Origin of the sequence: Halorussus litoreus, from assembly GCF_003382685.1 — an archaeon.
Taxonomy (GTDB): domain Archaea; phylum Halobacteriota; class Halobacteria; order Halobacteriales; family Haladaptataceae; genus Halorussus; species Halorussus litoreus.
On the sequence record NZ_KZ859503.1, the window covers coordinates 66006 to 87824 of the forward strand.

Below are 21819 nucleotides of genomic sequence, written 5' to 3' on the forward strand. Positions count from 1 at the left end.
AGGATAGAAAACGACTGTGGTGATCGCGGGCCGCCGACCTACCACGACACCCAGTTCTCGACCGCCGCGACCGCTCCGTACACCGCCAGCCCTTCGACGAACAGCACGACCACGGCAGCGACGACCACGTCGGTCTGGACGTTCTCCGCGCCGACGAGCACGAGGTAGCCCAGTCCCTCGTCGGTCAGCACCCACTCGGCGACCACGGCTCCGACGACCGCGAGCGCCGCCGATTGTTTGAGGCCGGCAAAGACGGCGGGGAGCGCGGCCGGAAGCCGGACAAAAACGAACGTCCTGACCGGCCCCGCGTCGACCGACCGGAGCAGGTCGAGGTGCGCCTCGGGCGTGGCTCGGAGTCCGCCGGCCGAACTCACGAACGTCGGGAAGAAGGCCACGAGCGCGACGAACGTGACCGCGGTGCCACTGCCGGTGCCGAGATACACCAGCAGGAGCGGCGCGACCGCGACCTTCGGCAGCACGCGCGCGGTGACGAGATACGGGTAGAGCGCACGCCGGAGGAACGTCGAGTGGGCGACCACCGCGGCCATGCCGAATCCCGCGAGGACGCCGGCGAGTCCGCCCGTCGCGATGGTCCGGAGAGTGACCCACGCGTTCCGGAGGTAGAGGTCGGGGCTGACGAGAAGCCGGTCCGCAACCGCTGCGGGCGTGGGGAGCAGGTACGGCGGGAGGTCGAGCAGCGCGACCACCGCCCACCACGCCAATACGCCGGTTGCCAGTGCGGCCGCGGGGAGCGAGAGGCGGGCGGCCGGCACCCGGTCGGCGTAGCTCATGGTCCTTCGTCGAGAGAACGGCGTCGCTCGTACCCCTCGTGGAGCGCGGTCCGGACCGCGGCGACCTGCTCCTGGAACGCCTCGGTGCCGTACACCGACTCGTCGCGTGGCCGGGGTAGGTCCACGTCGAACACGCCCTCGATCTCGCCCGGCGCGTCGCTCATCACCACGCACCTGTCCGCGAGAAAGACGGCCTCCGAGACGCTGTGGGTGACGAACAGCACGGTCTTGCGCCGCTCGCGCCACACCCGCCGGACCTCAACGCCCATCTCCTCGCGGGTGAGTTCGTCGAGTTCGCCGAACGGTTCGTCCATCAACAGCACGTCCGCGCCGAGGTGGAGCGCCCGCGCGATGGCGACCCGCTGGGCCATCCCGCCGGAGAGTTCGGCCGGTCGCGACTCCTCGAACCCCGCGAGGCCGACCGTCCCGAGCAGTTCGCGAGCGCGCTCGCGGTCGGCGGACTTGCCGGCCATCCGCCGGAGGAAGACGACGTTCTCCAGCGCGGACTTCCACGGCAGGAGCGCGTGCTGTTGGAACACGAAGCCGAACTCACCGCGTCGCCGGGCGCTGTCGGGCGACTCACCGTCGACGCAGACGCGTCCGTCGGTCGGCTCCTGAAGTCCGCCGACGGTCCGGAGCAGCGTGGTCTTGCCACACCCCGAGGGCCCGATGACGGTGACGAACTCGCCGGAATCGACCCGGAGGTCCACGTCGCGCAGCGCTCGGACGGCTTCGAAGTCGACCGTCAGGCCGTCGATTGCTATCGCAGTCTCCGGTTTATCGCCGCCAATAGCGGGTTCACGCCGATTGCCGCGCCGTTCTATTTTCGGCTCGGTGTCGCTCTCGCCGGTCGGCTCCTGTGACCCTCGGGCGCTCGTCCGGGTCCCGACGCTCGAATCCCCTTCGGTCTTCTCGTCCCCCACCATCGCGTTCGTGGGTCGTACGGCGGGGAGCCATAGGTGGTTTACGCCCGGCGGGGCCGATAGGTGGGTTTCGCTCGCGGAATCGAGCGGCCGGATTCGATACACGGGAGGCCGTTCGTTCTCCACTTTCACTTTCACTCCGGTCTACCGAGACACCTTTAAATGTGCCGTCGTTACCACTCTCCACAGAATGCCATCGATCCAGTCGACACTCGGCGACGAGGAGGAAGAGGGGATCGCCGAGGAGTTGGCCGAGAGCCAGCGACAGATCTCCATCGCCGAGTTCTTCGAGAAGAACAAGCATATGCTCGGGTTCGACAGCGGGGCCCGAGGGCTGGTCACGGCCGTCAAGGAGGCGGTGGACAACGCGCTCGACGCGACAGAAGAGGCGGGCATCAAGCCCGACATCTACATCGAGATCGACGACGTGGGGGACTACTACACCCTCGTCGTCGAGGACAACGGGCCGGGCATCACCAAAGAGCAGGTGCCCAAGGTGTTCGGGAAGCTGCTGTACGGCTCGCGGTTCCACGCCAGAGAGCAGTCCCGCGGTCAGCAGGGGATCGGTATTTCAGCGGCTGTACTGTACTCGCAACTGACTTCGGGCAAGCCCGCGAAGATCACGAGCCGGACGAAGGGCAGCGCCGACGCCGAGTACTTCGAGTTGGTCATCGATACCGACGACAACGAGCCCGAGATCAGACACTCGGAGACGACCTCGTGGGACCGAACCCACGGGACCCGAATCGAACTCGAGATGGAGGCCAACATGCGGGCGCGTTCCCAGCTCCTCCAGTACATCAAGCATACCGCGGTCGTCAACCCCCACGCCCGCATCACGTTCAAGGAGCCGAGCATGGACGAGGCCGAGCAGTTCGAGCGCGCCGAGCGCGCCGACCTCCCGGCCGAGACCGAGGAGATTCGCCCGCACCCCCACGGCGTCGAACTCGGTACCCTGCTCAAGATGCTCGCGGCGACCGATTCCCACAGCGTCTCGGGGTTCGTGCAGTCGGAGTTCACCCGCGTCGGGAAGAAGACCGCCGACTCCATCCTCGACGAGTTCCGCGACCGCCACTTCGGCCGCGAAGCCGCGTGGAAGCCGCCGGGGAACCACGAGAAGTCGAACCTCGCACGCGCGGTCGCCGGTGCGGTCGCCAACAAGGGCAAGGACGCGACCGCCGCGTTCGGCGACGAGGTCGCCGACAAGGTTTGTAGCCGGAACCGCGTCGCACACAGTGAACTAGTCGACATCGTCGCCGAGACGGCCGACGAAGTCGGCGAGGACCACGACACCACGTTCGGCGACACGGTTCAAGAGAACGCGGTCGAGGCCGCGTGGGCCGAACTCACCGCCGAGCGAACGAGCGACCTCTACGGACTGGTCGACAAGGCCACCAGCACTCGGAAGGACGACGAGGCCATCAACGGGTTGGCCGAACGGCTCGCCAAGCGGTTCGAGAAGGGCCGCGAGCGCGACCGGGCGACCCACGCGGAACTCGTCGAGTACGTCGACCGCGCGGCCGACCAGACCGAGGAGTACGACGACGCCACGTTCGGCGACACCGCGCGCGAGAACGTCGTGATGGAGGTGTGGGCGACGTTGGTCACGGTGCCAGACGAGGTGCCGAAGGTCCGGGCGTTCGTCGACGACCGCGACGTGGCGAGCGACCTGCTGGAGGCGATGAAGGAGACCGACATCATCGCACCGCCGACCAACTGCCTGTCGCCCATCACGGACGAACTCGTCGAGGCCGGGCTGAAGAAGGAGTACGAGGCGGACTTCTACGCCGCCTCGACCCGCGACGCCGACGTTCACGGCGGCGACCCGTTCATCGTGGAGGCTGGCATCGCCTACGGCGGCGACCTCGAAGCCGAGGGACAGGCCGACGTGCTGCGCTTCGCGAACCGGGTGCCGCTCGTGTACCAGCGCGGGGCCTGCGCCACGACCGACGTGGTGAAGTCCATCGGCTGGCGCAACTACAACCTCGACCAGCCGGGCGGCTCGGGCATCCCGAACGGCCCGGCGGTCATCATGGTCCACGTCGCGTCGACCAACGTCCCGTTCACCAGCGAGAGCAAGGACGCGGTGGCGAACGTCCCGGAGATCGAAGACGAGATCGAACTCGCCATCCGGGAGGCCGCGCGGGAGCTCAAGTCGTACCTCAACAAGCGCAAGTCGATGCAAAAGCGCAAGAAGAAGCAGAACGTCATCGCCTCCATCCTGCCGAAGATGGCCGAGAAGCTGGCCGACGTGACCGGCGAGGGCGAGCCCGAGTACGGCGACGCGATGGCCCGCATCATGAACAACGTGCTCGTCGAACGCGAAGTCGAGGACGGCGAGGTGCGACTCGTCGTGGAGAACCACACCAGCACGAACGAGTCGGTGGAGCTGACCGACATCGTGAGTAGGGAGCCGACGAACCTCTCGGACGGCGCGACCGCGGTCGACATGGACGGCGAGTGGTTCGTGAAGTGGTCGCCGACGGTCGACAGCGGCGACGAGGCCGTCCTGGAGTACGAGGTCGACGGCGAGGCATCGTTCGACGTCAGCGTCGAAGGAATCGAGGACGCGAAACTCACGACCAACACCGAATCATGAGCGCAGACAACGAAGCGGAGGCCCAGGAGAAGCTTATCGACCTCGCCGCGAACTTCTACGACCAGTTCCAGCGCGGCGAGATCCCCGAGATGTCGGTCCCCACGCGGACCAAGAGCAACATCGTCTTCGACGAGGACGAGAACGTGTGGGTGTACGGCGAGCGCGAGAGCACGCGGAGCGCCAACAGCGTCCGGGGCGCGCGCAAGCTCCTGAAGGCGGTGTACACCATCGACTTCCTCGAAGAGCAGCTCGAACAGGATCGGTCGTCCACCCTGCGTGAACTGTACTACCTCAGCGAGAGCTGGGACGTCGACGAGGCCCAATTCACCTCGCAGGACGAGTCGAACCAGCTGGTCGAGGACCTCGAAATCGTCTCGGAGGTCACCCGCGAGGACTTCCACATGCGCCCGGAGGAGTCGGGCGCGAAGGTGATGGGCCCGCTGCTCATCCGCGAGCAGACCAACCGCGGCGACAGGGAGATCCACTGTCAGGACGACGTCGGCCAGGGCGGCTACCAGATTCCGAACAACGTCGACACCATCGAGTTTCTCGACAACGACGCAGACTTCGTGATGTGCGTGGAGACGGGTGGTATGCGCGACCGACTGGTCGAGAACGGCTTCGACGACGAGTTCGACTGCATCGTCGTCCACCTCGGCGGCCAGCCCGCCCGCGCGACCCGGCGTCTGACCAAGCGCCTCCACGACGAGCTCGACCTCCCGGTCACGGTGTTCACTGACGGCGACCCGTGGTCCTACCGCATCTTCGGCTCGGTGTCGTACGGCTCCATCAAGTCGGCCCACCTGAGCGAGTATCTGGCCACGCCGGAGGCCGAGTTCATCGGCATCCAACCCGAGGACATCGTGGAGTACGACCTGCCGACCGACCCGCTCAGCGACTCGGACGTGAACGCGCTGGAATCGGAACTGGAGGACCCGCGCTTCCAGACCGACTACTGGGAAGAGCAGATCGAGATCCAGCTCGACATCGAGAAGAAGTCCGAACAGCAGTCGCTGGCATCTCACGGGCTGGACTTCGTCACGGAGACGTATCTGCCGGAGCGACTGGACGAGATGGGCGTGCTGTAAGTCCGGGAGCTAACTGCGGCCGCCGAATCTTCTCACGACGTTTTCGAGTCGACCAGTGCGTACGCTTGATTCACCTTCCACTCCGGCGCGTGCTGGCGCGAGTTCATCTCGCGCCAAATCGCGCGAGGGCTGAGGACCGCAGGCCGGAGGCCGAGGACCGCAAGCGGTTGGGGAGGACGAGGTTGTCGCGGTGCGGTCGCAGTGCTGTGCGGTTTCTCATATGCCTCGGGAATAGCTAGCTTCACCCCAACGAAATCGGAAATCAGAAGCTCAGTGGAGCTAGCTACTGCCTCGACATATGAGAACCGCAACCGCTACAGCGAGCCTCACACCTCCCCAGCCTCCTCACTCCCTCGCTGCGCTCGGTCGTTCGTCCCTCGCGCGCGTTGCTCGCGCGCGCCAACCGCAAACCGTGAGATAAGCATCGACCGCAAACGTGAGATAAGCATCGACCGCAAACAGTGAAATGAATCCGTCCGAGAATCCGCGTACAGAGCACCGAAAATTTCGGCGCAAACCCTTTTCACGCAGTTCGTCGTACCGCGGGCGATGGCACTCAGCGCACGCAACCGACTCGCGGGAACCGTTAGATCGCTCGAAACCGAGGGGCTGATGGCCGAAGTCGTGGTCGAAACCGACGACGGACAGGAGGTCACTGCGATCATCACCAGCGGTTCGGCCGACCGCCTCGGCCTCGAAGAAGGTGCGGAGGTGAACGCGGTCGTCAAAGCGACCGAGGTGATGGTCGAGAACAGGTAGTCGGCCCGGAGCCCGACTCAGTACTCTACTTGCGCCTCGCCGTCGTTCGCGTCCACGTCGCTCGCGCCGACACTGCTCTCGGTGAACGGGTCGCCCTGCGCGCACGACCGGCAGTAGCCGTTCGTGCCCTTCTCGTCGCGCGTGATCGGAAGCCCCGCGACGTAGAACGTCTCGTGGAACGTCCGCCCGACACCGGTGCCGATGGGGCGCGAACACACGTTGCACGGCGTGTCCGGGGCGTCGACGACCCACTCGTCGGTCGAGCGCACCCACCCGAAGGTAGTGACCGACTTGCGCTCGCGGAATCGCGCGCGGAACGGCGGGAACGAGTATAGCGAGAGCAGGAGGAAGACCCCGGCGAGGAACACTCCCGGGATGTCCGTCGCGCTGCCGAGCACGGTGAACCCGATCAGCGCGAGGAACGCGGCCCCCGCGATGCTTCCCGGGGTCTCGACCGGCTCGTCGGCGTGATCGGCGCGGCCGGTTCGCCCGTCGTCCGTGCCGCCGTCTCGTCCGGCCTCGGTGCTGTCTCGCCAGTCGTCGGTGCGGCCGTCTCGACCGGAGAGCCAGCGGACCGTGCCTTCGGCCCGGAGTTCGACGCGCTCGGCTCCCATCGTGTAGCTGTAGACGGCGTAGAGGAGATTGACGAACCCCAGCGTGAACACGAACAGGATCAGGTGGGCTGGGACGGACCCGAAGCCTCTGTCGGCCAGCACCACTCGGTCGCCGTAGTCGTGCTCGACCTCCCAGCCCTCGACCGTCAGGTCCCGAACCTTGCGACGGAACGCCGACTGGCTACTCGGCTCGGACTCGCCGCGTTGCTCGACACCGGACGACTTGCGGTCGGACTCGCCGCGTTGGCCGACGCTGGTACCGCACTGCGAGCAGAACGCGTCGCCGGGCGACAGCGACGCGCCGCACTGCGAACAGAAGTTGGGGACCGAACCCATGTGTCGGACTACTGGCGCGCGGAACAAGTAGGTTGCGCAATGTGTGAAGCCACGGAGGCGAAGCGGGGACGGTCATCGCTTGAACCCAACGCCATTACTCCTCGAACCACGACTGCAGCACGGTCTCGACCGCGCGGTCCTGTGCGCGGACGTGCTCGCGCTCGGGGTCGCTGCGGAAGTCGAGTCCGCGCAGGGTGTCGACCGCGACGCGCTCGGCGCGCAGTTTCGCGGCTGCGACAACCTTCCGGTCGTCCAGTTCGAAGGAGTCGGCCCGGCGGCCGGCGTCGTCGGCGAGCAGCGTCGTAGCCTCGTCGAGCGCGTCGACGCCGTCCGTCCAGCAGTCCCTACAACACCGGAATCGGAGCGTGCCGCCGTAGTCGCCAATCTCCGTCGGCGCGAGTCCGCCCTGCATCGCCGCGCCCCAGACCAGTCCGAGCGTGTCGACCGCGACGAACCGGTGGTCGTCGCTCCCACAGGCGGCGCAGTCGGTGGCCTCGTCGGCGTAGGGCCAGTCGTCGGGAACCGCGGTCATGGGTCGAACGTCATGCCGACCCGACATATACGTACCTCTTCGGCGTCGTGCGGGATGGGTTCGATGCTGTCAACCGAACAGCCTCTAACGACCAAGCTCCACTCATCACCCGAGCAACATCGCCAGCCCGACCACGTCCCAGACTACGAGCCCGATCCCGTAGAACAGCAGTTTGGCGCGCAGGGAGTGGTTTCCCGACCCGGGAACCATCTCCATGCCCTCCGTGAGTCCTTCCTCGCCCCCGTTCTCGGCATCCGCGAAGCCAGAGGCGGGTGCGGCACCGGCCTCCCCAGCACCGAGAGCGATGAGGAGGAGGCCAGCGCCGGCGAGTAGGAGCAGCGGAAGCCCCGAACCGACGAGGAGGTACGCCGCGGTAATCGTGACGATGGCCGCGAGGAGGGAGTAGCGGACGAGCGGGTCGACCAGAGCGGTCCAATTCATGCCCACCACTACGACGCCTGACAGATAAAACGTAGGGATTGGAACGACTCCTATCGAGACTCGACCGCAGACGGGTTCCCCCACTCGTTCACCTCTCGTCCAGTACCACGGGGACCCCACGACCTGCTACGTCTGCCGCGAACGCACCCGAATCCGTCTGCAGCGCCTCGAAGGTGTTGTAGTGTATCGGCAACACGAGGTCGGGGTCCAACTCGGCGGCGAGGTCGGCGGCCTCGTGGCGATCCATCGTGAACGACCCGCCGATGGGTGGGCAGAACAGCGAAACGTCGAGCTCCGCGTGGCCCGGCAAGGCGTCGGTGTCGCCCGGCCAGAACACCGTCACGTCCTCGACCGCGCCGCCGGAAGTTCGACCCGGAAGCGTGACGTGGAAGCCGACGCCGAAGCCTTCGGGGTGGAACGGCTCGCCGTCGGCACTCGTGTGTGGGCCGTCTGGTTCGTTGTAGGCCGGGACGGTCCGGACCACCACGTCGCCGAACAGCCGGTCGTCGGCTTCGTCCACGCGGACGACCTCGAACGGCAGGTCGTCGAGGCTCCCGCCTTCGCGGTCGATCTTCGGCGGGTACACCGCCTCGTAGACGACCACGGTAGCGTCCTCGCCGGCGACTCGACGGATATCGTCCGAATCGTAGTGATGGTCGTGGGTCACCAGTACGAGGTCGGCGTCGGACCCGCGGTCCGACGAGCCTCCGCTCGCTTCGCTTGCGGAGACGCCGTCCTCTGGCCAGTAGTCCCGCGGTTCGGGATGGCCCGCGCCCGGCGAGTCCGGCGTCCACTCGCCCGTGAGGGTGCCGTACCGGCCGGGGTCGAGGTAGACCACCGTGCCGTCGCCCGATTCGAGGCGCAGTCCCGCGTAGCCGAGCCACTCCGCGGTGATGCCGTCGTGTCGAATCGTCATGGCAGTAGGTTGGGTCGGGCGCGCCTAAACGGTTCGGCATTCACTCGACTCTTTTTCATTCGACTCCGATGCGGCGCTTCTCCCTCCAATTCCGGTGCGGCGCTTCTTCCCTCCAATCCGGTGCGACCGTTCCTCATTCAATCTCGGCGCGCGCGCGAGACGAACGACCGAGCGCAGCGAGGGAGAGGAGGCTGGGGAGGAGGAGGTTGCAGTGCGGTCACGCCGAGGCGCAAGCAGTAGCTAGTTTCACAGTCTCGATAGAAAACGAAGTTACCGTGAAGCTAGCTACTGCCGAAGCATATGAGAGACCGCACAGCACCGCGACCGCACAGCAACGCGACCGTACCGCAACCGCGAGCCTCACGCCTCCCCAGCCTCCTCGCTCGCTACGCTCACTCGTCCCTCGCACGCTAGGGCGCGGCGCGTTCGTGCGCCGCGCCCAAACGCGCGCCAAGTGTGGACTGATGAGATCAATCCGAAGACGCCATCCAGAGCGACGATCAGACCCAATATCGAACGTTGGCCGAGCGCCCCCGGACTATCGAACGTTGGCCGAGCGCCCCCGCACTTTTCCCTCTCGCCGGTGAATCCGGTCGCGCATGGTCGCCTCGCCGGTCGTTCCGGTCGCGCTGTTCCTCGTCGGCATCGGAATCGTGGTGTGGAGCGTCGAGGAGTTCGTCGAGCACGTCGCGGAAGCCGCGGTAGGCATCGGCGTCTCGACGTTCCTGCTTACGGTGGTACTCGCGGGCGTCGACCTCGAAAACGCGGTGCTGGGAATCGCGGCCGCCGCTGGCGACCTCCCGGACGTGGCGCTCGGGACGGTGTTCGGCGAGGCGCTGTTCGTCCTCGGCGCGGCGGTCGGCCTCGCCGGCGTGGTGTCGCCCTTCGAGACGGAGACGCCCCGCGGGTACCTCGCGCTGACGGCGATCTCGCCCGCTCTGCTGCTCGCGCTGAGCGCGGACGGCCTGCTCTCGCGACTCGACGGGGTCATCCTCGTGGTCGCGTTCGTCCCGCTGCTCTGGGCCGTGTATCGCTGGGAGTCCCAGCAGTCGACCCGGTATCTCGAACCCGAAGAAGTCGACGAGATCGAGGAGGTCAAGGAGGAGCAGGAGGGGGAGACGGCAGTCGGCGGTGATGGAGACAGCGACGGTCGCCGGGACGGCGATTCCGAGACCGGCGACTCCGATCCGGGTTCCGGTTTGGACTCCGCGAACGACGTGGGCGACGAACCCGACGAGGACGATGATGCAGGACTCCGGGACCTCGGCGTCGTCCTGCTCACAGTAGTCGGGATGACGGTGGGCTCGGAGCTGGCGGTGATGGGTGCGCGGGACATCCTCGACGCGTTCGACCTCGTGGGACTGGCCTTCGGCGCGACCGTGATGAGCTTCGTCGCGAGTCTGGAGGAGCTACTGCTCACGGTCGAACCCGTCCGCGAGGGCCGCCCGGAGGTCGGCGTCGGCAACGTGGTCGGGAGCGTGCTGTTCTTCGTCACGGCGAACGCGGGCGTGGTCGCGCTCGTCCACCCGCTCGCGCTCTCGCGAGCCGTCACGGTGGTTCACTGGCCCTTCTTTCTCGTCTCGCTCGCTATCGTGCTCGGCGTGCTGTTCCGGGGGAAAGTCGGGCGCTTCGAGGGCGTCGTCCTGCTGGCGGTGTACGCGGGCTACTGGGTGGCGAACTACGCCTGAACGGCAACCGACGCGTGAACTCGGACGATTGTAGGTAGAGCAGTCGAATGCGATTCTTCGTGAAGCGACTCCGAATCTGGAAGCGGCTCTAAACTAATTTAGTCGGTGCGCGCGAGCGACGCGCACGCGAAAAAGACCCACTTAATCCGGCACCAGTTCGAGAGCGGAGGGTCGGCGAACGGACCCCCGAAAACGACACCGCTGACGAGTGACCGTATTCCGCCGTTTCGTCGTCGGTTGTACGATTGGGTCGGCGTAACGTCGACCGGCGAATCGCGCCGTCGATATTCGGAGCGGACGCGTTTCGGTCCAGTGGCTCCGTCCCGACGAAATGATTCCTTTCCCGATAGCATTTGCGGGTCCGGCGAACGACGACTCGACGCGCTCGGATTCGACCGAATCGCCGGAATCAGGCCAGTGCGTCTCCGGCGCAGCGTCGCTTTCCGAGACCCGTACGCTACCATTACTCAGAATCACGTCTAACCAGTTATAACCGCTCGCAGACGCACAAATCAACGCTTATAGGGGTGCGCTCATAATCCCCCGATGGTAGGAGAATATCCGTATGAATCCATGGATAGCGATTGGCGCGTTGGCGCTGGTGGGGCTGTTGATACCGCTCGGGATGATGGCGGTTTCCAGCCTGCTCCGGCCCACCGTGCCCGAGAAAGGAAAAACTGCCACGTACGAGAGTGGCGAGATCCCGACCGGCGGGACCCGGATTCGTTTCAACATTCAGTACTACATGGTCGCGCTGCTGTTCCTCGTCTTCGACATCGAGACCGTCCTCATCTTCCCTTGGACGGTTATCTACCGGCGAGCCGTCTCGATGGAAGGCGTCGGACTGACCGGGGCGTTGCTGCCGATGCTCGTGTTCGTCGGCATCCTCGTCGTCGGTCTCGCCTGGGCGTGGCGGCAGGGCGCCGTACAGTGGGTCCGCAATCCCACCGAATCCCAACGGAGCGTCGATAGACAATGAGCAACGAACCACGGGACGCGATCACGGGAAGCAAAGAGCCACAGACCAAGACCCGCGAGGCCAGAATCGGGACGGGCGGCGTCGACAACCGCTTCAACTCCAAGCTCCGCGAGGCGTTCGGCTCGACGCCGTTCATCCTCACGAAGTTCGACAAGTTCATGAACTGGGTGCGGGGCTCCTCGATGTTCATGCTGCAGTTCGGGATCGCCTGCTGTAGCATCGAGATGATGCACACGTACGCGGTCAAGCACGACCTCGACCGGTTCGGGTCGGGCGTGCCCCGCGCCTCGCCCCGGCAGGCCGACGTGATGATCGTGCCGGGCACCATCGTCTCGAAGTTCGCGCCGCGGATGAAGCGCGTGTACGACCAGATGCCCGAGCCCAAGTTCGTGGTCGGCATGGGGTCGTGTACCATCTCCGGCGGCCCGTTCCAGGAGGGCTACAACGTCATCAAGGGTGCCGAGGAGGTCATCCCGGTCGACATCCACGTCCCGGGCTGTCCGCCCCGACCCGAGGCGCTCATCTACGGCGTCGTGAAGCTCCAGGAGAGCATCGCAAACGGCGAGACCAGCCCCGTCACGGTCAAGCCGTACGAACTCGAGCAGTTCGGCGACCTCCAGCGCGACGAACTGGTCGAGAAGCTCTCGGAGGACATCGACGAGGAGACGCTCGTCATGCGGTACAACTGGGCTGATTCACCATGAGTTCCCAGGAGAAAGCACCGGAGGGCGACCTCCCGGAGACCCACGGCGTCGACTACGACGCGCTGGAAGAACTGCTCGGCGACCGCGTGATTCGCCGCGAGTCCCACCTCAACGCCGAGGGGTTCGTCATTCGCCCCGACGAGGTCGCCGGCGCGCTCGACCTGCTCCGCAACGACGCGGGGTTCGATCACCTCTCGATGGTCACCGCGCAGGACTACGAGGACCGCTACGAGAGTATCTACCACCTGACCAAGTACGACGACCGGACCCAGGAGGTCAGCGTGATCGTCCCCACCGACCTCGAGAACCCGACCAGCGAGTCGGCCGCGTCGGTGTACAAGACCGCGGAGTGGCACGAGCGCGAGGCGTACGATCTCGTCGGAATCGACTACGAGAACCATCCGGACCTGCGGCGCATCCTGCTGCCCGAGACGTGGCAGGGCCACCCGCTGAGTTCGGACTACGACCAGGACAAGCCGCAGGTCGTCACGCTCGAAGAGCACGTCAACCCGGTGGCCGAGAGCCAGGAGGACCCCGACTCGGACACGATGTTCCTCAACATCGGGCCCCACCACCCGGCGACCCACGGCGTGCTCCACGTCAAGACGGTGCTCGACGGCGAGCAGGTCGCCGACGTCGAGCCCGACATCGGCTACCTCCACCGCTGCGAGGAGCAGATGTGCCAGCAGGGCACGTACCGCCACCAGATCATGCCGTACCCTGACCGGTGGGACTACTCGTCGGCGGGGCTGCTCAACGAGTGGGCGTACGCCCGCGTGGCCGAGGACCTCAACGACATCGAGGTGCCCGAATACGCCCAGATCATCCGGACGATGAGCGCCGAACTCTGTCGTATCGCGGCGCACATGCTGGCGGTCGGGACGTTCTGTCTCGACATCTACGGCGACTTCACCGCCATCTTCATGTACGCCATGCGCGACCGCGAGAAGACCCAGAACATCCTCGAAGATCTGACGGGTCAGCGCATGATGTTCAACTACTTCCGGCTCGGCGGCGTCGTCTGGGACCTGCCCGAACCTCGCGACGAGTTCTTCGAGAAGATCCGGGACTTCATGGACGACCTGCCGGGGACGCTCGAGGAGTACCACGACCTCATCACGGGCAACGAGATCTTCCAGAAGCGGACCATCGGCACGGGCGTCATCGACGCCGAGACGGCCAAGCAGTACGGCTGTACCGGCCCGGTCGCCCGCGCGTCGGGCATCGACTACGACCTGCGGCGCGACGACCCGTACGGCTACTACGACGAGCTCGACTGGGACGTCGTGACCGAGGACGGCTGTGACAACTTCGCGCGCCTGCTCGTCCGGATGCGCGAGGTCGAGGAGTCCGCGAAGATCATCAAGCAGTGCGTCGACCTGCTCGAAGACTGGCCGGAAGACGAACGCAACATCCAGAGCAACGTCCCCCGGACGCTCAAGCCCGACGCGGACACGGAAGTGTACCGCGCGGTCGAGGGTGCGAAGGGCGAACTCGGCATCTACGTCCGGTCGGACGGCACGGACAAGCCCGGACGATTCAAGATCCGGAGCCCCTGCTTCAACAACCTCCACTCGCTGGAGGCGATGGCGGAGGGCGAGTACGTGCCCGACCTGGTCGCGGCCCTGGGTAGCCTCGACGTCATCCTCGGGGAGGTGGATCGGTGATGTTCGTCCCCCTCCAGTCCGACCCCGTGTTGCTCCCCGAAACCATCGGACGCGTCCTGTTCGGCGGCGAGATAGCCATCTGGCAGGAGGCCGTCGCGGGGTTCATCGCGGCGTTCGTCATCGCCAACGTCATGCTGGCGAACGCCGGCGTGGCGGGACCGTGGGCCAAGCGGAAGATCACCGCGGCGTTCACCGACCGCATCGCGGTCGACCGCGTGGGCCCGGCCGGGCTGCTCATCATCCCGGCCGCGGCTGTCCAGTTGATGGCGAAGGAACTCATCATCCCGGACGGTGCCGATCGGCCCGCGTACGACATCGCTCCAATTCTGCTCGCGCTTTCGGCGCTCATCGGCTTCGCGGTCATTCCGATGGGATCAATCTTCGGGATCAACCTCCAGATGGCCGACCCCGAGACCGGGCTCGCGTACGTGTTCGCGGTGGCCTCCATCGCCACGCTCGCGCTCACGATGGGCGGCTACGCGTCGAACAACAAGTACTCGCTGATGGGCGGTCTCCGGGCCATCGCGCAGAACATCGCCTACGAGATCCCGCTCATCGTCACGGCGGCGTCGGTGGTCATCTTCACCGGCACGCTCCAGACCAGCGAGATCGTGGCCCAGCAGGCCGAACCGCTGGTGACCATCGCCGGGATCACCATCCCGTCGTGGTTCGCGTTCGTGAACCCGTTCGCGTTCGTGCTGTTCATGGTGGCGAACCTCGCGGAGGTCGGACGGAACCCGTTCGACATCCCCGAGGCACCGACCGAGATCGTCGCCGGGTACATGACCGAGTACTCCAGCATCTACTTCGTCCTGTTCTACATGGGCGAGTTCATCCACATCTTCCTCGGCGGCGCAATCGTCACGACGGTGTTCCTCGGCGGCCCGGCCGGACCGATTCTGCCGGGCTTCGTCTGGTTCCTCGTCAAGATCTGGGCGGTCTTCCTGTTCACCCAGTGGGCGCGGTCGGCCGTGCCGCGCGTCCGCATCGACCAACTCATCGAGATCGGCTGGAAGGGCATGCTGGTGCTCTCGTTCGCCAACCTCGTCCTCACGGCCGTCATCGTCGGGGTGATGCTCTAATGATCGGAGTCCTCAAGTCAATGGCGACGACGCTGAAGCACGCACTGGACGGGTCCACGTTCACGGTGGAGTATCCGGACGTGGCACCCGAAGTAAGCCCGCGATTCCGCGGCGTTCACAAGTTCAGCCAGGAGCGGTGCATCTGGTGCCGTCAGTGCGAGAACGTCTGTCCGAACGACACGATCCAGATCGTGCAGGACGACCAGCGCAACGGCGAGCAGTACAACCTCCACATCGGACAGTGCGTCTACTGTCGGCTGTGCGAGGAGGTCTGTCCGGTCGACGCCATCATCCTGACGGAGAACTTCGAGTTCACCGCGGACACGAAGGACGACTTCGTGTACAACAAAGAGCAGTTGAAGAACGTACCGTGGTACAAAGACATGGATCCCCTCGAATCTCGCGAACCCGACCGCAGCGCGTGGGTCGGCGAGGGCGAGGGCGAGGTGGACTACCAGTAACTCCGTCTCGAAAGGTTGAAAGGACGATTAAGAGAACTTCAAGGTGACTGAAATGGTATACGAGATGCTCACGTTCGGGCTGTTCGCTCTCGTCACGATAGCGAGCAGTCTGGGCGTCGTCCTGGTGCGGGACGTGTGGCACTCAGCGTTACTGCTGGGTGTCGCATTACTCTCCGTCGCGGTTCACTACGTGATGTTACAGGCGGAGTTCCTCGCGGCGATGCAGGTGCTCGTCTACGTCGGCGGGGTCCTCATCCTGATCACGTTCGCCGTGATGCTCACGCGCCAGGCAAAGACAGATGAAGAGGAGGTGACCAACGTATGAGCGTCGACAGGGGCGGCCGAGACGCCGACGTCGACGACCGGAGCCGCAAGTGGCCCGGCGTGGCAGCGATCGCGCTGTTCGTCGTGCTCGCCGCGGTGTTCGTCGGCGCGCCGTTCGGCGACGCCGCCGGCGGCTTCGAGGGCGATGCCGGCATCACGGCCAGCATCGGCTACTCGATGTTCAACATCGACGCGCCCGACGCGATTCCCAGCGAAGGGTTCCTCGTGTCGTTCATCCTCATCGCGGTGGTGCTAGACGCCGCGCTCGACGGCGCGGTGATGCTGGCGACCCGCGAGGAGGAGGACGAACGCAGCCCCGGACTGGCGTCGGACGCGACCGACCGCGGGCCCGAGCGGGTCCCCTCGACCGACGGCGGTCGGCCGGTCGGCGACGGTGAGGAGGTGGACGACTGATGGTACCCATCGAGTACTACCTCCTGCTGTCGGCCGCGGTGTTCTGCATCGGCGTGTTCGGCATCCTGACCCGCCGGAACGCGCTGTTGTTCCTAATGAGCGTGGAGCTGCTGTTGAACGCGGCGAACATCAATCTCGTCGCGTTCTCGCGGTTCCACGGCAACCTCACGGGACAGACGTTCAGCCTGTTCACGCTGGCGCTGGCGGCCGCGGAGGTCGCCATCGGTATCGGCATCGTCCTGGTGCTGTACCGCAACTTCGACGACGTGGACGTGACCGAAGCGACAACGATGAGGTGGTAAAACGATGGCAGCACTCCCCTTCGAACTGGCACCGGCCATCGCGGCCCTACCCTTCGTATCGTTCCTGATTGCGCTGCTCGTCGGAGCGTTCGCTCCGCGACTGCTGCCGAAAGGCGGAGCCATCCCCGGCATCCTCGCCACGGCGGGCTCCCTGCTGCTCTCGATCTGGGCGTTCGTCGCGGTCAGCGGTTCGGCCGACGGCATGTACCACGAGTACATCACGTGGGTCGCGGGCGCGGGAGAGGCGACGCTCGACCTGCACTTCGGCATCCTGCTCGACCCGCTCTCGACGATGATGTTGATCATCGTCTCGCTCGTGGCCCTGCTCGTCCACGTGTTCAGCCTCGGCTACATGAACGACGAGGGCGAAACCGGCCTGCCGCGCTACTACGCCGGACTCGGCCTGTTCACCGCGAGCATGCTTTCGTTCGTGTTCGCGAACAACCTGCTGATGGCGTTCATGTTCTTCGAGCTGGTGGGCCTCTGTTCGTGGCTGCTCATCGGCTTCTGGTTCCGCGAGGAGGGACCGCCGAGCGCCGCGAAGAAGGCGTTCCTCGTCACCCGCTTCGGGGACTACTTCTTCCTCGTCGGCGTGGTCGGCGTGCTCGCGACGTTCGGCACGTCGATGTTCGTCGGCAGCGAGAACATGGAAGCGTTCCCGCACATCGCCGAGCAGGTGCTCGCGGGCGAGGGTGCGGTCGAGGTGACGACGTTCCTCGGCTTCGAGCCGCAGGCGTGGTTCGCGGTGCTCGGACTCCTCATCCTCGGCGGCGTCGTCGGCAAGTCCGCGCAGTTCCCCCTGCACACGTGGCTGCCCGACGCCATGGAGGGTCCGACCCCCGTTTCGGCGCTCATCCACGCGGCGACGATGGTCGCGGCGGGCGTCTACCTCGTCGCGCGCATCTACGGGTTCTACGCCCTGCTGCCGCAGGTGCTGGCGTTCATCGCGTTCGTCGGCGGCTTCACGGCGCTGTTCGCGGCCACGATGGGTGTCGTGAAGAAGGAGATCAAGCAGGTGCTGGCGTACTCGACTATCTCCCAGTACGGGTACATGATGCTCGGGCTGGGCGCTGGCGGCTACGTCGCGGCGAGCTTCCACCTGCTGACCCACGCGTTCTTCAAGGCGCTGCTGTTCCTCGGCGCTGGCTCGGTCATCATCGCCATGCACCACAACGAGAACATGTGGGACATGGGCGGGCTGAAGGAGAAGATGCCCGTGACCTACTACGCGTTCCTCTCCGGGTCGCTCGCGCTCGCGGGCATCGTCCCGTTCTCGGGCTTCTGGTCGAAGGACGAGGTGCTGTACGAAGCATTCGTCCACGGCCTCAACAGTCCGCTGCTGCTCGGTGCGTACGCGATGGGCCTGCTGGCGGTGTTCTTCACCGGGTTCTACACCTTCCGGATGGTGTTCCTGACCTTCCACGGCGAGCCCCGAACCGACACCGCGCGTGACCCCCACGGCGTCGGCTGGAACGTGAAGTTCCCGCTGGCCGTGCTGGGGATCCTGGCGGCCGTCACCGGCCTCGTCAACATGGTGCCGGTCCAGAAGCTGCTGGGCGTCGAGGGGATCGACTTCCTCCACCAGTGGCTCGACGCCGGCCCCGAGGTGCTCTCGGCGCATCACTACAGCACGCTGACTCACGACTTCGCACACTACACTGCCGGGACCATCGGCTCGGCCGACCTGACAGTGCTGCTGAGTGCCGGCGTCTCGCTGGGCCTCGCCCTGGCGGGTGCTGGCGCGGCGTGGCTGCTGTACGACGTGCCCGAGCCCGTCCGGCACACCGACCGGCTGGGCCGGATCAAGACCGTGCTGTTCAACAACTACTACCAGGACGAGTTCCAGGTCTGGCTCGCGCAGGGGGTCACCCTGCCGGTGGCGAAGGCCGCCGACAAGTTCGACCAGGGCGTCATCGACGGCGTGGTCAACGGCGCGTCCAGCGTCAGCCTGTTCGGCGGGAGCCGCATCAAGCGCGTCCAGACCGGCGTGGTGTCGAACTACGCCTTCCTGCTGACGACCGGACTGATCGTCCTTCTCGTCGCTTTCGGCATCATGGGAGGTTGGTTCTGAATGTGGATCGAAGCACTCATCGCGGTGACGTTGCTGAGCGCGTTCGCTGTGTTCCTTTCGCCCGACGGCGCGGCGGGGAAGCTCGCGTTCGCGCTCAGTCTGCTCCCGCTCGCCGGGAGCCTCTGGATGTACAGCACGTACGAGGCCAGCGGTAACGCGCTCCTCGCGGGGAGCGAACTGGCCTTCGAGGAGACGTTCCAGTGGGTCGTGGCCGGCGACTACGCGCTCCAGTGGCACGTCGGGCTGGACGGCATCAGCATGCCGCTGGTCGCGCTGACCACGGTGCTCACGTCGCTGGCGCTTTTGGCGTCGTGGACGCCCATCGACGAGCGACAGAGCCAGTTCTATGGGCTCATGCTGTTCCTCGAGGCGAGCCTGCTCGGCGTCTTCTCGGCGCTGGACTTCTTCGTCTGGTTCGTCTTCTGGGAGATGGTGCTCGTCCCGATGTACGTCCTCATCGGCGTCTGGGGCGGCCCGCGCCGGAAGTACGCCGCCATCAAGATGTTCGTCTACACGAACCTCGCGAGCCTCGTGATGTTCATCGGGTTCGTGGCGCTGGTGTTCGGCCTCGGCGACGTCAACAGCTTCGACATGCCGACGGTCGCCCAGGCGCTTCGCGGCGGCGAACTCGGTAGTTTGGGTCCGGTCGGTCCGGACGCGCTGAAGGTGGCGGCGTTCGTCGCCATGTTCGCCGGGTTCGCGGTGAAGGTCCCGGTGGTGCCGTTCCACACGTGGCTGCCCGACGCTCACGTCGAGGCCCCCACGCCGGTGTCGATCATGCTGGCCGGGGTCCTGCTGAAGATGGGTACGTACGCGTTGCTCCGGTTCAACTTCACGATGCTGCCGGGCGTCGCGCAGGACTACGCGACCATCATCGCGCTGTTCGCGGTCGTGAGCGTCATCTACGGCGCGATGCTCGCGCTGGCCCAATCCGATCTCAAGCGCATCGTGGCGTACTCCTCGGTGTCGTCGATGGGGTACGTCATCCTCGGACTGGTCGCGTACTCGCTGTACGGACTGGGCGGCGCGACGTTCCAGATGATCGCCCACGGCCTCATCTCGGGGCTGATGTTCATGGCGGTCGGAGTCATCTACAACACGACCCACACCCGGATGGTGTCGGACATGTCCGGGCTGGCCAGCAAGATGCCGTTCACCGTGACCGTGTTCGTCGCGGGCGCGTTCGGTTACATGGGTCTGCCGCTGATGGCCGGGTTCGCTGCCGAGCTGTTCATCTTCCTCGGCGCGTTCCAGTCGACGGTGCTCGCGAGCGCGCCGCTGTTCACCGCGGCGGCGATGTTCGGCATCGTCATCGTGGCGGGTTACCTGCTGTTCGCGATGCAGCGCACGCTGTTCGGCCCGTTCGAGGTCGAGACCGACTACGAGGTCGGACACGCGGCGTTCCACGACGTGGCACCGCTCGTGGTGCTCATCCTGCTCGTGGTGGCGCTCGGCGTCGACCCGGGTATCTTCTACGACATGATCCAGAACGCAGTCGATCCGCTCGTCAAGACCGCGGGAGGTGGTGCATAGATGGCGGCTTTCGAACTGCCGCCGTGGATGGCGCTCGCGCCGGCGCTCACGTTCGCGCTGACAGCGCTGGTGCTGTTCGTCGTCGACAGCATCGATCCCGACTCGGAGAACCGGACGCTCGTGGCCGGAACCGCGACGCTCGGTTCGCTGGCCGCAGCTGGCTTCGCGGTCTGGTACCTGTTTGCCGGCACCGGCGAGGAACCCATCGTGCTGTTCGGCGACGCGCTCGTCGTCGACTCGATGAGCCTGTTCTTCGCCGTCGTGTTCGCCAGCGTGACCACGCTGGTCTGTGTCGCCAGCTACGACTACATGGCCGACCACCACTATCAGGGCGAGTTCTACGCGCTCGTGATGCTGGCGGCGACGGGCATGACGATCATGCCCTCGGCCAACAGCCTCGCGATCGTGTTCGTGAGCCTCGAACTGTCGAGCCTGCCGTCGTACGCGCTGGTCGCCATCCTCAAGAAGAACCGCGGCAGCGTCGAGGCGGGCCTGAAGTACTTCCTCGTCGGCGCGCTGTCGTCGGCCATCCTCGTGTACGGCATCAGTCTCGTGTACGGCGTCACCGGGTCGCTGTTGCTCCCGGAGGTCGCTAGCGGGATCGCCGGAACCGAACTCAACGGCGTGCTCGGCGTCGGCATGCTCATGATCATCGGCGGGTTCGCGTTCAAGACCGCGAGCGTGCCGTTCCACTTCTGGGCACCCGAGGCCTACGAGGGCGCGCCCGCGCCCGTCTCGGCGTTCCTCTCGTCGGCCTCGAAGGCCGCCGGGTTCGCCGTGGCGTTCCGCGTGCTCACGGTCGGCTTCCCCATCCAGGAGGTCGTGGTCGGCGCGACCGCGAGCGTCGACTGGGTGCTCGCCGCACAGATCCTCGCGGTGGCGACGATGACGCTCGGTAACTTCGCCGCCGCCACCCAGGATACCGTCAAGCGGATGCTCGCGTACTCCTCTATCGGTCACGCCGGCTACGCCCTCATCGGACTGGCCGCGCTGACCGGCGGCAACGACCAGATGGTGCTCGGTGCCAGTATGGCCCACCTGCTCGTCTACGGGTTCATGAACACCGGCGCGTTCCTGTTCATCGCGCTCGCCGAGCACTGGTCGGTCGGCCGGACGTTCGAGGACTACAACGGTCTCGCGTCGCAGGCGCCGTTCGCCTGCGTCGCGATGACCGTGTTCCTGTTCAGCCTCGCGGGCCTCCCGCCGTTCGGCGGCTTCCTGAGCAAGTACCTGCTGTTCGCGGGTGCCATCGGCGCCGGCTTCTGGTGGCTCGCCGCCGTGGGTGCCATCAACAGCGCGCTGTCGCTGTACTACTACTCGCGGGTCGTGAAGGCGATGTGGATCGAGGAGCCGACCGGCGACTTCGACATCGAGTCCCGACCGGTCGGCATCTACGCCGCGCTGGCTGCGGCCGCGATCATGACGGTGCTGCTCCTGCCCGGCTTCGGTCCGGTCTGGGAGTACGCCACCGGTGCCGCGGCGGCGCTCGGCGCGTAACGACCGCGAACTCGTTTTCGGCGTTTCAGTTTCGGCGTTTCGCAGTTTCTCTCGGAATTCACAAATTCAGAGTACCGACTGGGCTCGTCTCTCAAGCC

Annotated in this window: 21 protein-coding genes; 15 read left to right on the forward strand and 6 right to left on the reverse strand. The window is 65.9% G+C overall.

Going from position 1 to position 21819, the window contains the following annotated elements; translation table 11 throughout:
* Positions 1-38: 38 nt before the first annotated feature.
* Together DPQ64_RS00325 and DPQ64_RS00330 are read right to left on the reverse strand one after the other, a co-directional pair.
* Complete coding sequence (locus tag DPQ64_RS00325; protein ID WP_115862360.1) at positions 39-791, reverse strand: ABC transporter permease; 753 nt, start codon at positions 789-791, stop codon at positions 39-41.
* Positions 788-1717, reverse strand: a complete 930-nt coding sequence (locus DPQ64_RS00330; RefSeq protein ID WP_115862361.1) for an ABC transporter ATP-binding protein — start codon at positions 1715-1717, stop codon at positions 788-790. The genes DPQ64_RS00325 and DPQ64_RS00330 overlap by 4 nt, the downstream gene beginning before the upstream one ends.
* A 187-nt stretch (positions 1718-1904) precedes the next feature.
* Between DPQ64_RS00330 and DPQ64_RS00335 the strand changes: the two genes are divergently transcribed.
* From DPQ64_RS00335 to DPQ64_RS00345, 3 genes are all read left to right on the forward strand, one after another.
* Positions 1905-4313: a DNA topoisomerase VI subunit B gene (locus DPQ64_RS00335; RefSeq protein ID WP_115862362.1), complete on the forward strand. Its 2409-nt coding sequence runs from the start codon at positions 1905-1907 to the stop codon at positions 4311-4313.
* The gene (locus DPQ64_RS00340; protein WP_115862363.1) at positions 4310-5401 is read left to right on the forward strand and encodes a DNA topoisomerase IV subunit A; all 1092 of its coding nucleotides are present in this window, start codon (positions 4310-4312) and stop codon (positions 5399-5401) included. Before DPQ64_RS00335 ends, DPQ64_RS00340 begins: the two co-directional genes overlap by 4 nt.
* 549 nt (positions 5402-5950) lie before the next feature.
* Complete coding sequence (locus DPQ64_RS00345; RefSeq protein WP_115862364.1) at positions 5951-6160, forward strand: TOBE domain-containing protein; 210 nt, start codon at positions 5951-5953, stop codon at positions 6158-6160.
* Positions 6161-6177: 17 nt separating this feature from the next.
* Here the strand turns inward: DPQ64_RS00345 and DPQ64_RS00350 are convergent, their stop codons facing one another.
* The 4 genes from DPQ64_RS00350 to DPQ64_RS00365 all read right to left on the reverse strand — a co-directional run bounded on the left by DPQ64_RS00350 (position 6178) and on the right by DPQ64_RS00365 (position 8999).
* Positions 6178-7110, reverse strand: a complete 933-nt coding sequence (locus DPQ64_RS00350; RefSeq protein ID WP_115862365.1) for a zinc ribbon domain-containing protein — start codon at positions 7108-7110, stop codon at positions 6178-6180.
* A gap of 94 nt (positions 7111-7204) precedes the next feature.
* Positions 7205-7642, reverse strand: coding sequence for a hypothetical protein (locus DPQ64_RS00355; RefSeq protein WP_115862366.1), 438 nt, complete (start codon positions 7640-7642; stop codon positions 7205-7207).
* Positions 7643-7747: 105 nt separating this feature from the next.
* Positions 7748-8083, reverse strand: a complete 336-nt coding sequence (locus tag DPQ64_RS00360) for a hypothetical protein (protein WP_115862367.1) — start codon at positions 8081-8083, stop codon at positions 7748-7750.
* 88 nt (positions 8084-8171) lie between these two features.
* Positions 8172-8999, reverse strand: coding sequence for an MBL fold metallo-hydrolase (locus DPQ64_RS00365; protein ID WP_115862368.1), 828 nt, complete (start codon positions 8997-8999; stop codon positions 8172-8174).
* Between the two features lie 599 nt (positions 9000-9598).
* On the opposite strand from DPQ64_RS00365, the gene DPQ64_RS00370 reads away from it, so the two are divergent.
* The 12 genes from DPQ64_RS00370 to DPQ64_RS00425 all read left to right on the forward strand — a co-directional run bounded on the left by DPQ64_RS00370 (position 9599) and on the right by DPQ64_RS00425 (position 21721).
* Complete coding sequence (locus DPQ64_RS00370; protein ID WP_115862369.1) at positions 9599-10687, forward strand: sodium:calcium antiporter; 1089 nt, start codon at positions 9599-9601, stop codon at positions 10685-10687.
* A gap of 565 nt (positions 10688-11252) precedes the next feature.
* Positions 11253-11666, forward strand: coding sequence for an NADH-quinone oxidoreductase subunit A (locus tag DPQ64_RS00375; RefSeq protein WP_115862370.1), 414 nt, complete (start codon positions 11253-11255; stop codon positions 11664-11666).
* A complete protein-coding gene (locus tag DPQ64_RS00380; RefSeq protein WP_115862371.1) occupies positions 11663-12370 on the forward strand; it encodes an NADH-quinone oxidoreductase subunit B in 708 nt (235 codons plus the stop codon). Before DPQ64_RS00375 ends, DPQ64_RS00380 begins: the two co-directional genes overlap by 4 nt.
* A complete protein-coding gene (locus DPQ64_RS00385) occupies positions 12367-14037 on the forward strand; it encodes an NADH-quinone oxidoreductase subunit D (RefSeq protein WP_115862372.1) in 1671 nt (556 codons plus the stop codon). Before DPQ64_RS00380 ends, DPQ64_RS00385 begins: the two co-directional genes overlap by 4 nt.
* Positions 14037-15119 carry a complex I subunit 1/NuoH family protein gene (locus DPQ64_RS00390; RefSeq protein WP_115862373.1) on the forward strand — a complete coding sequence of 361 codons (1083 nt, stop codon included), beginning with the start codon at positions 14037-14039 and terminating at the stop codon, positions 15117-15119. The genes DPQ64_RS00385 and DPQ64_RS00390 overlap by 1 nt, the downstream gene beginning before the upstream one ends.
* On the forward strand, positions 15119-15580 hold the full coding sequence (locus tag DPQ64_RS00395; protein WP_115862374.1) for a NuoI/complex I 23 kDa subunit family protein: 462 nt from the start codon (positions 15119-15121) through the stop codon (positions 15578-15580). Before DPQ64_RS00390 ends, DPQ64_RS00395 begins: the two co-directional genes overlap by 1 nt.
* 52 nt (positions 15581-15632) lie before the next feature.
* A complete protein-coding gene (locus tag DPQ64_RS00400) occupies positions 15633-15905 on the forward strand; it encodes an NADH-quinone oxidoreductase subunit J (protein WP_115862375.1) in 273 nt (90 codons plus the stop codon).
* Positions 15902-16318 carry an NADH-quinone oxidoreductase subunit J gene (locus DPQ64_RS00405; RefSeq protein ID WP_115862376.1) on the forward strand — a complete coding sequence of 139 codons (417 nt, stop codon included), beginning with the start codon at positions 15902-15904 and terminating at the stop codon, positions 16316-16318. Before DPQ64_RS00400 ends, DPQ64_RS00405 begins: the two co-directional genes overlap by 4 nt.
* On the forward strand, positions 16318-16620 hold the full coding sequence (gene nuoK / locus DPQ64_RS00410) for an NADH-quinone oxidoreductase subunit NuoK (RefSeq protein WP_115862377.1): 303 nt from the start codon (positions 16318-16320) through the stop codon (positions 16618-16620). The genes DPQ64_RS00405 and nuoK overlap by 1 nt, the downstream gene beginning before the upstream one ends.
* Before the next feature lie 4 nt (positions 16621-16624).
* Complete coding sequence (nuoL, locus tag DPQ64_RS00415) at positions 16625-18691, forward strand: NADH-quinone oxidoreductase subunit L (RefSeq protein WP_115862378.1); 2067 nt, start codon at positions 16625-16627, stop codon at positions 18689-18691.
* Positions 18692-20224, forward strand: a complete 1533-nt coding sequence (locus DPQ64_RS00420) for a complex I subunit 4 family protein (RefSeq protein WP_115862379.1) — start codon at positions 18692-18694, stop codon at positions 20222-20224.
* Positions 20225-21721 (forward strand): NADH-quinone oxidoreductase subunit N, encoded by a 1497-nt coding sequence (locus DPQ64_RS00425; RefSeq protein ID WP_115862380.1) that lies wholly within the window; start codon positions 20225-20227, stop codon positions 21719-21721.
* The last annotated feature ends 98 nt before the right edge of the window (positions 21722-21819 follow it).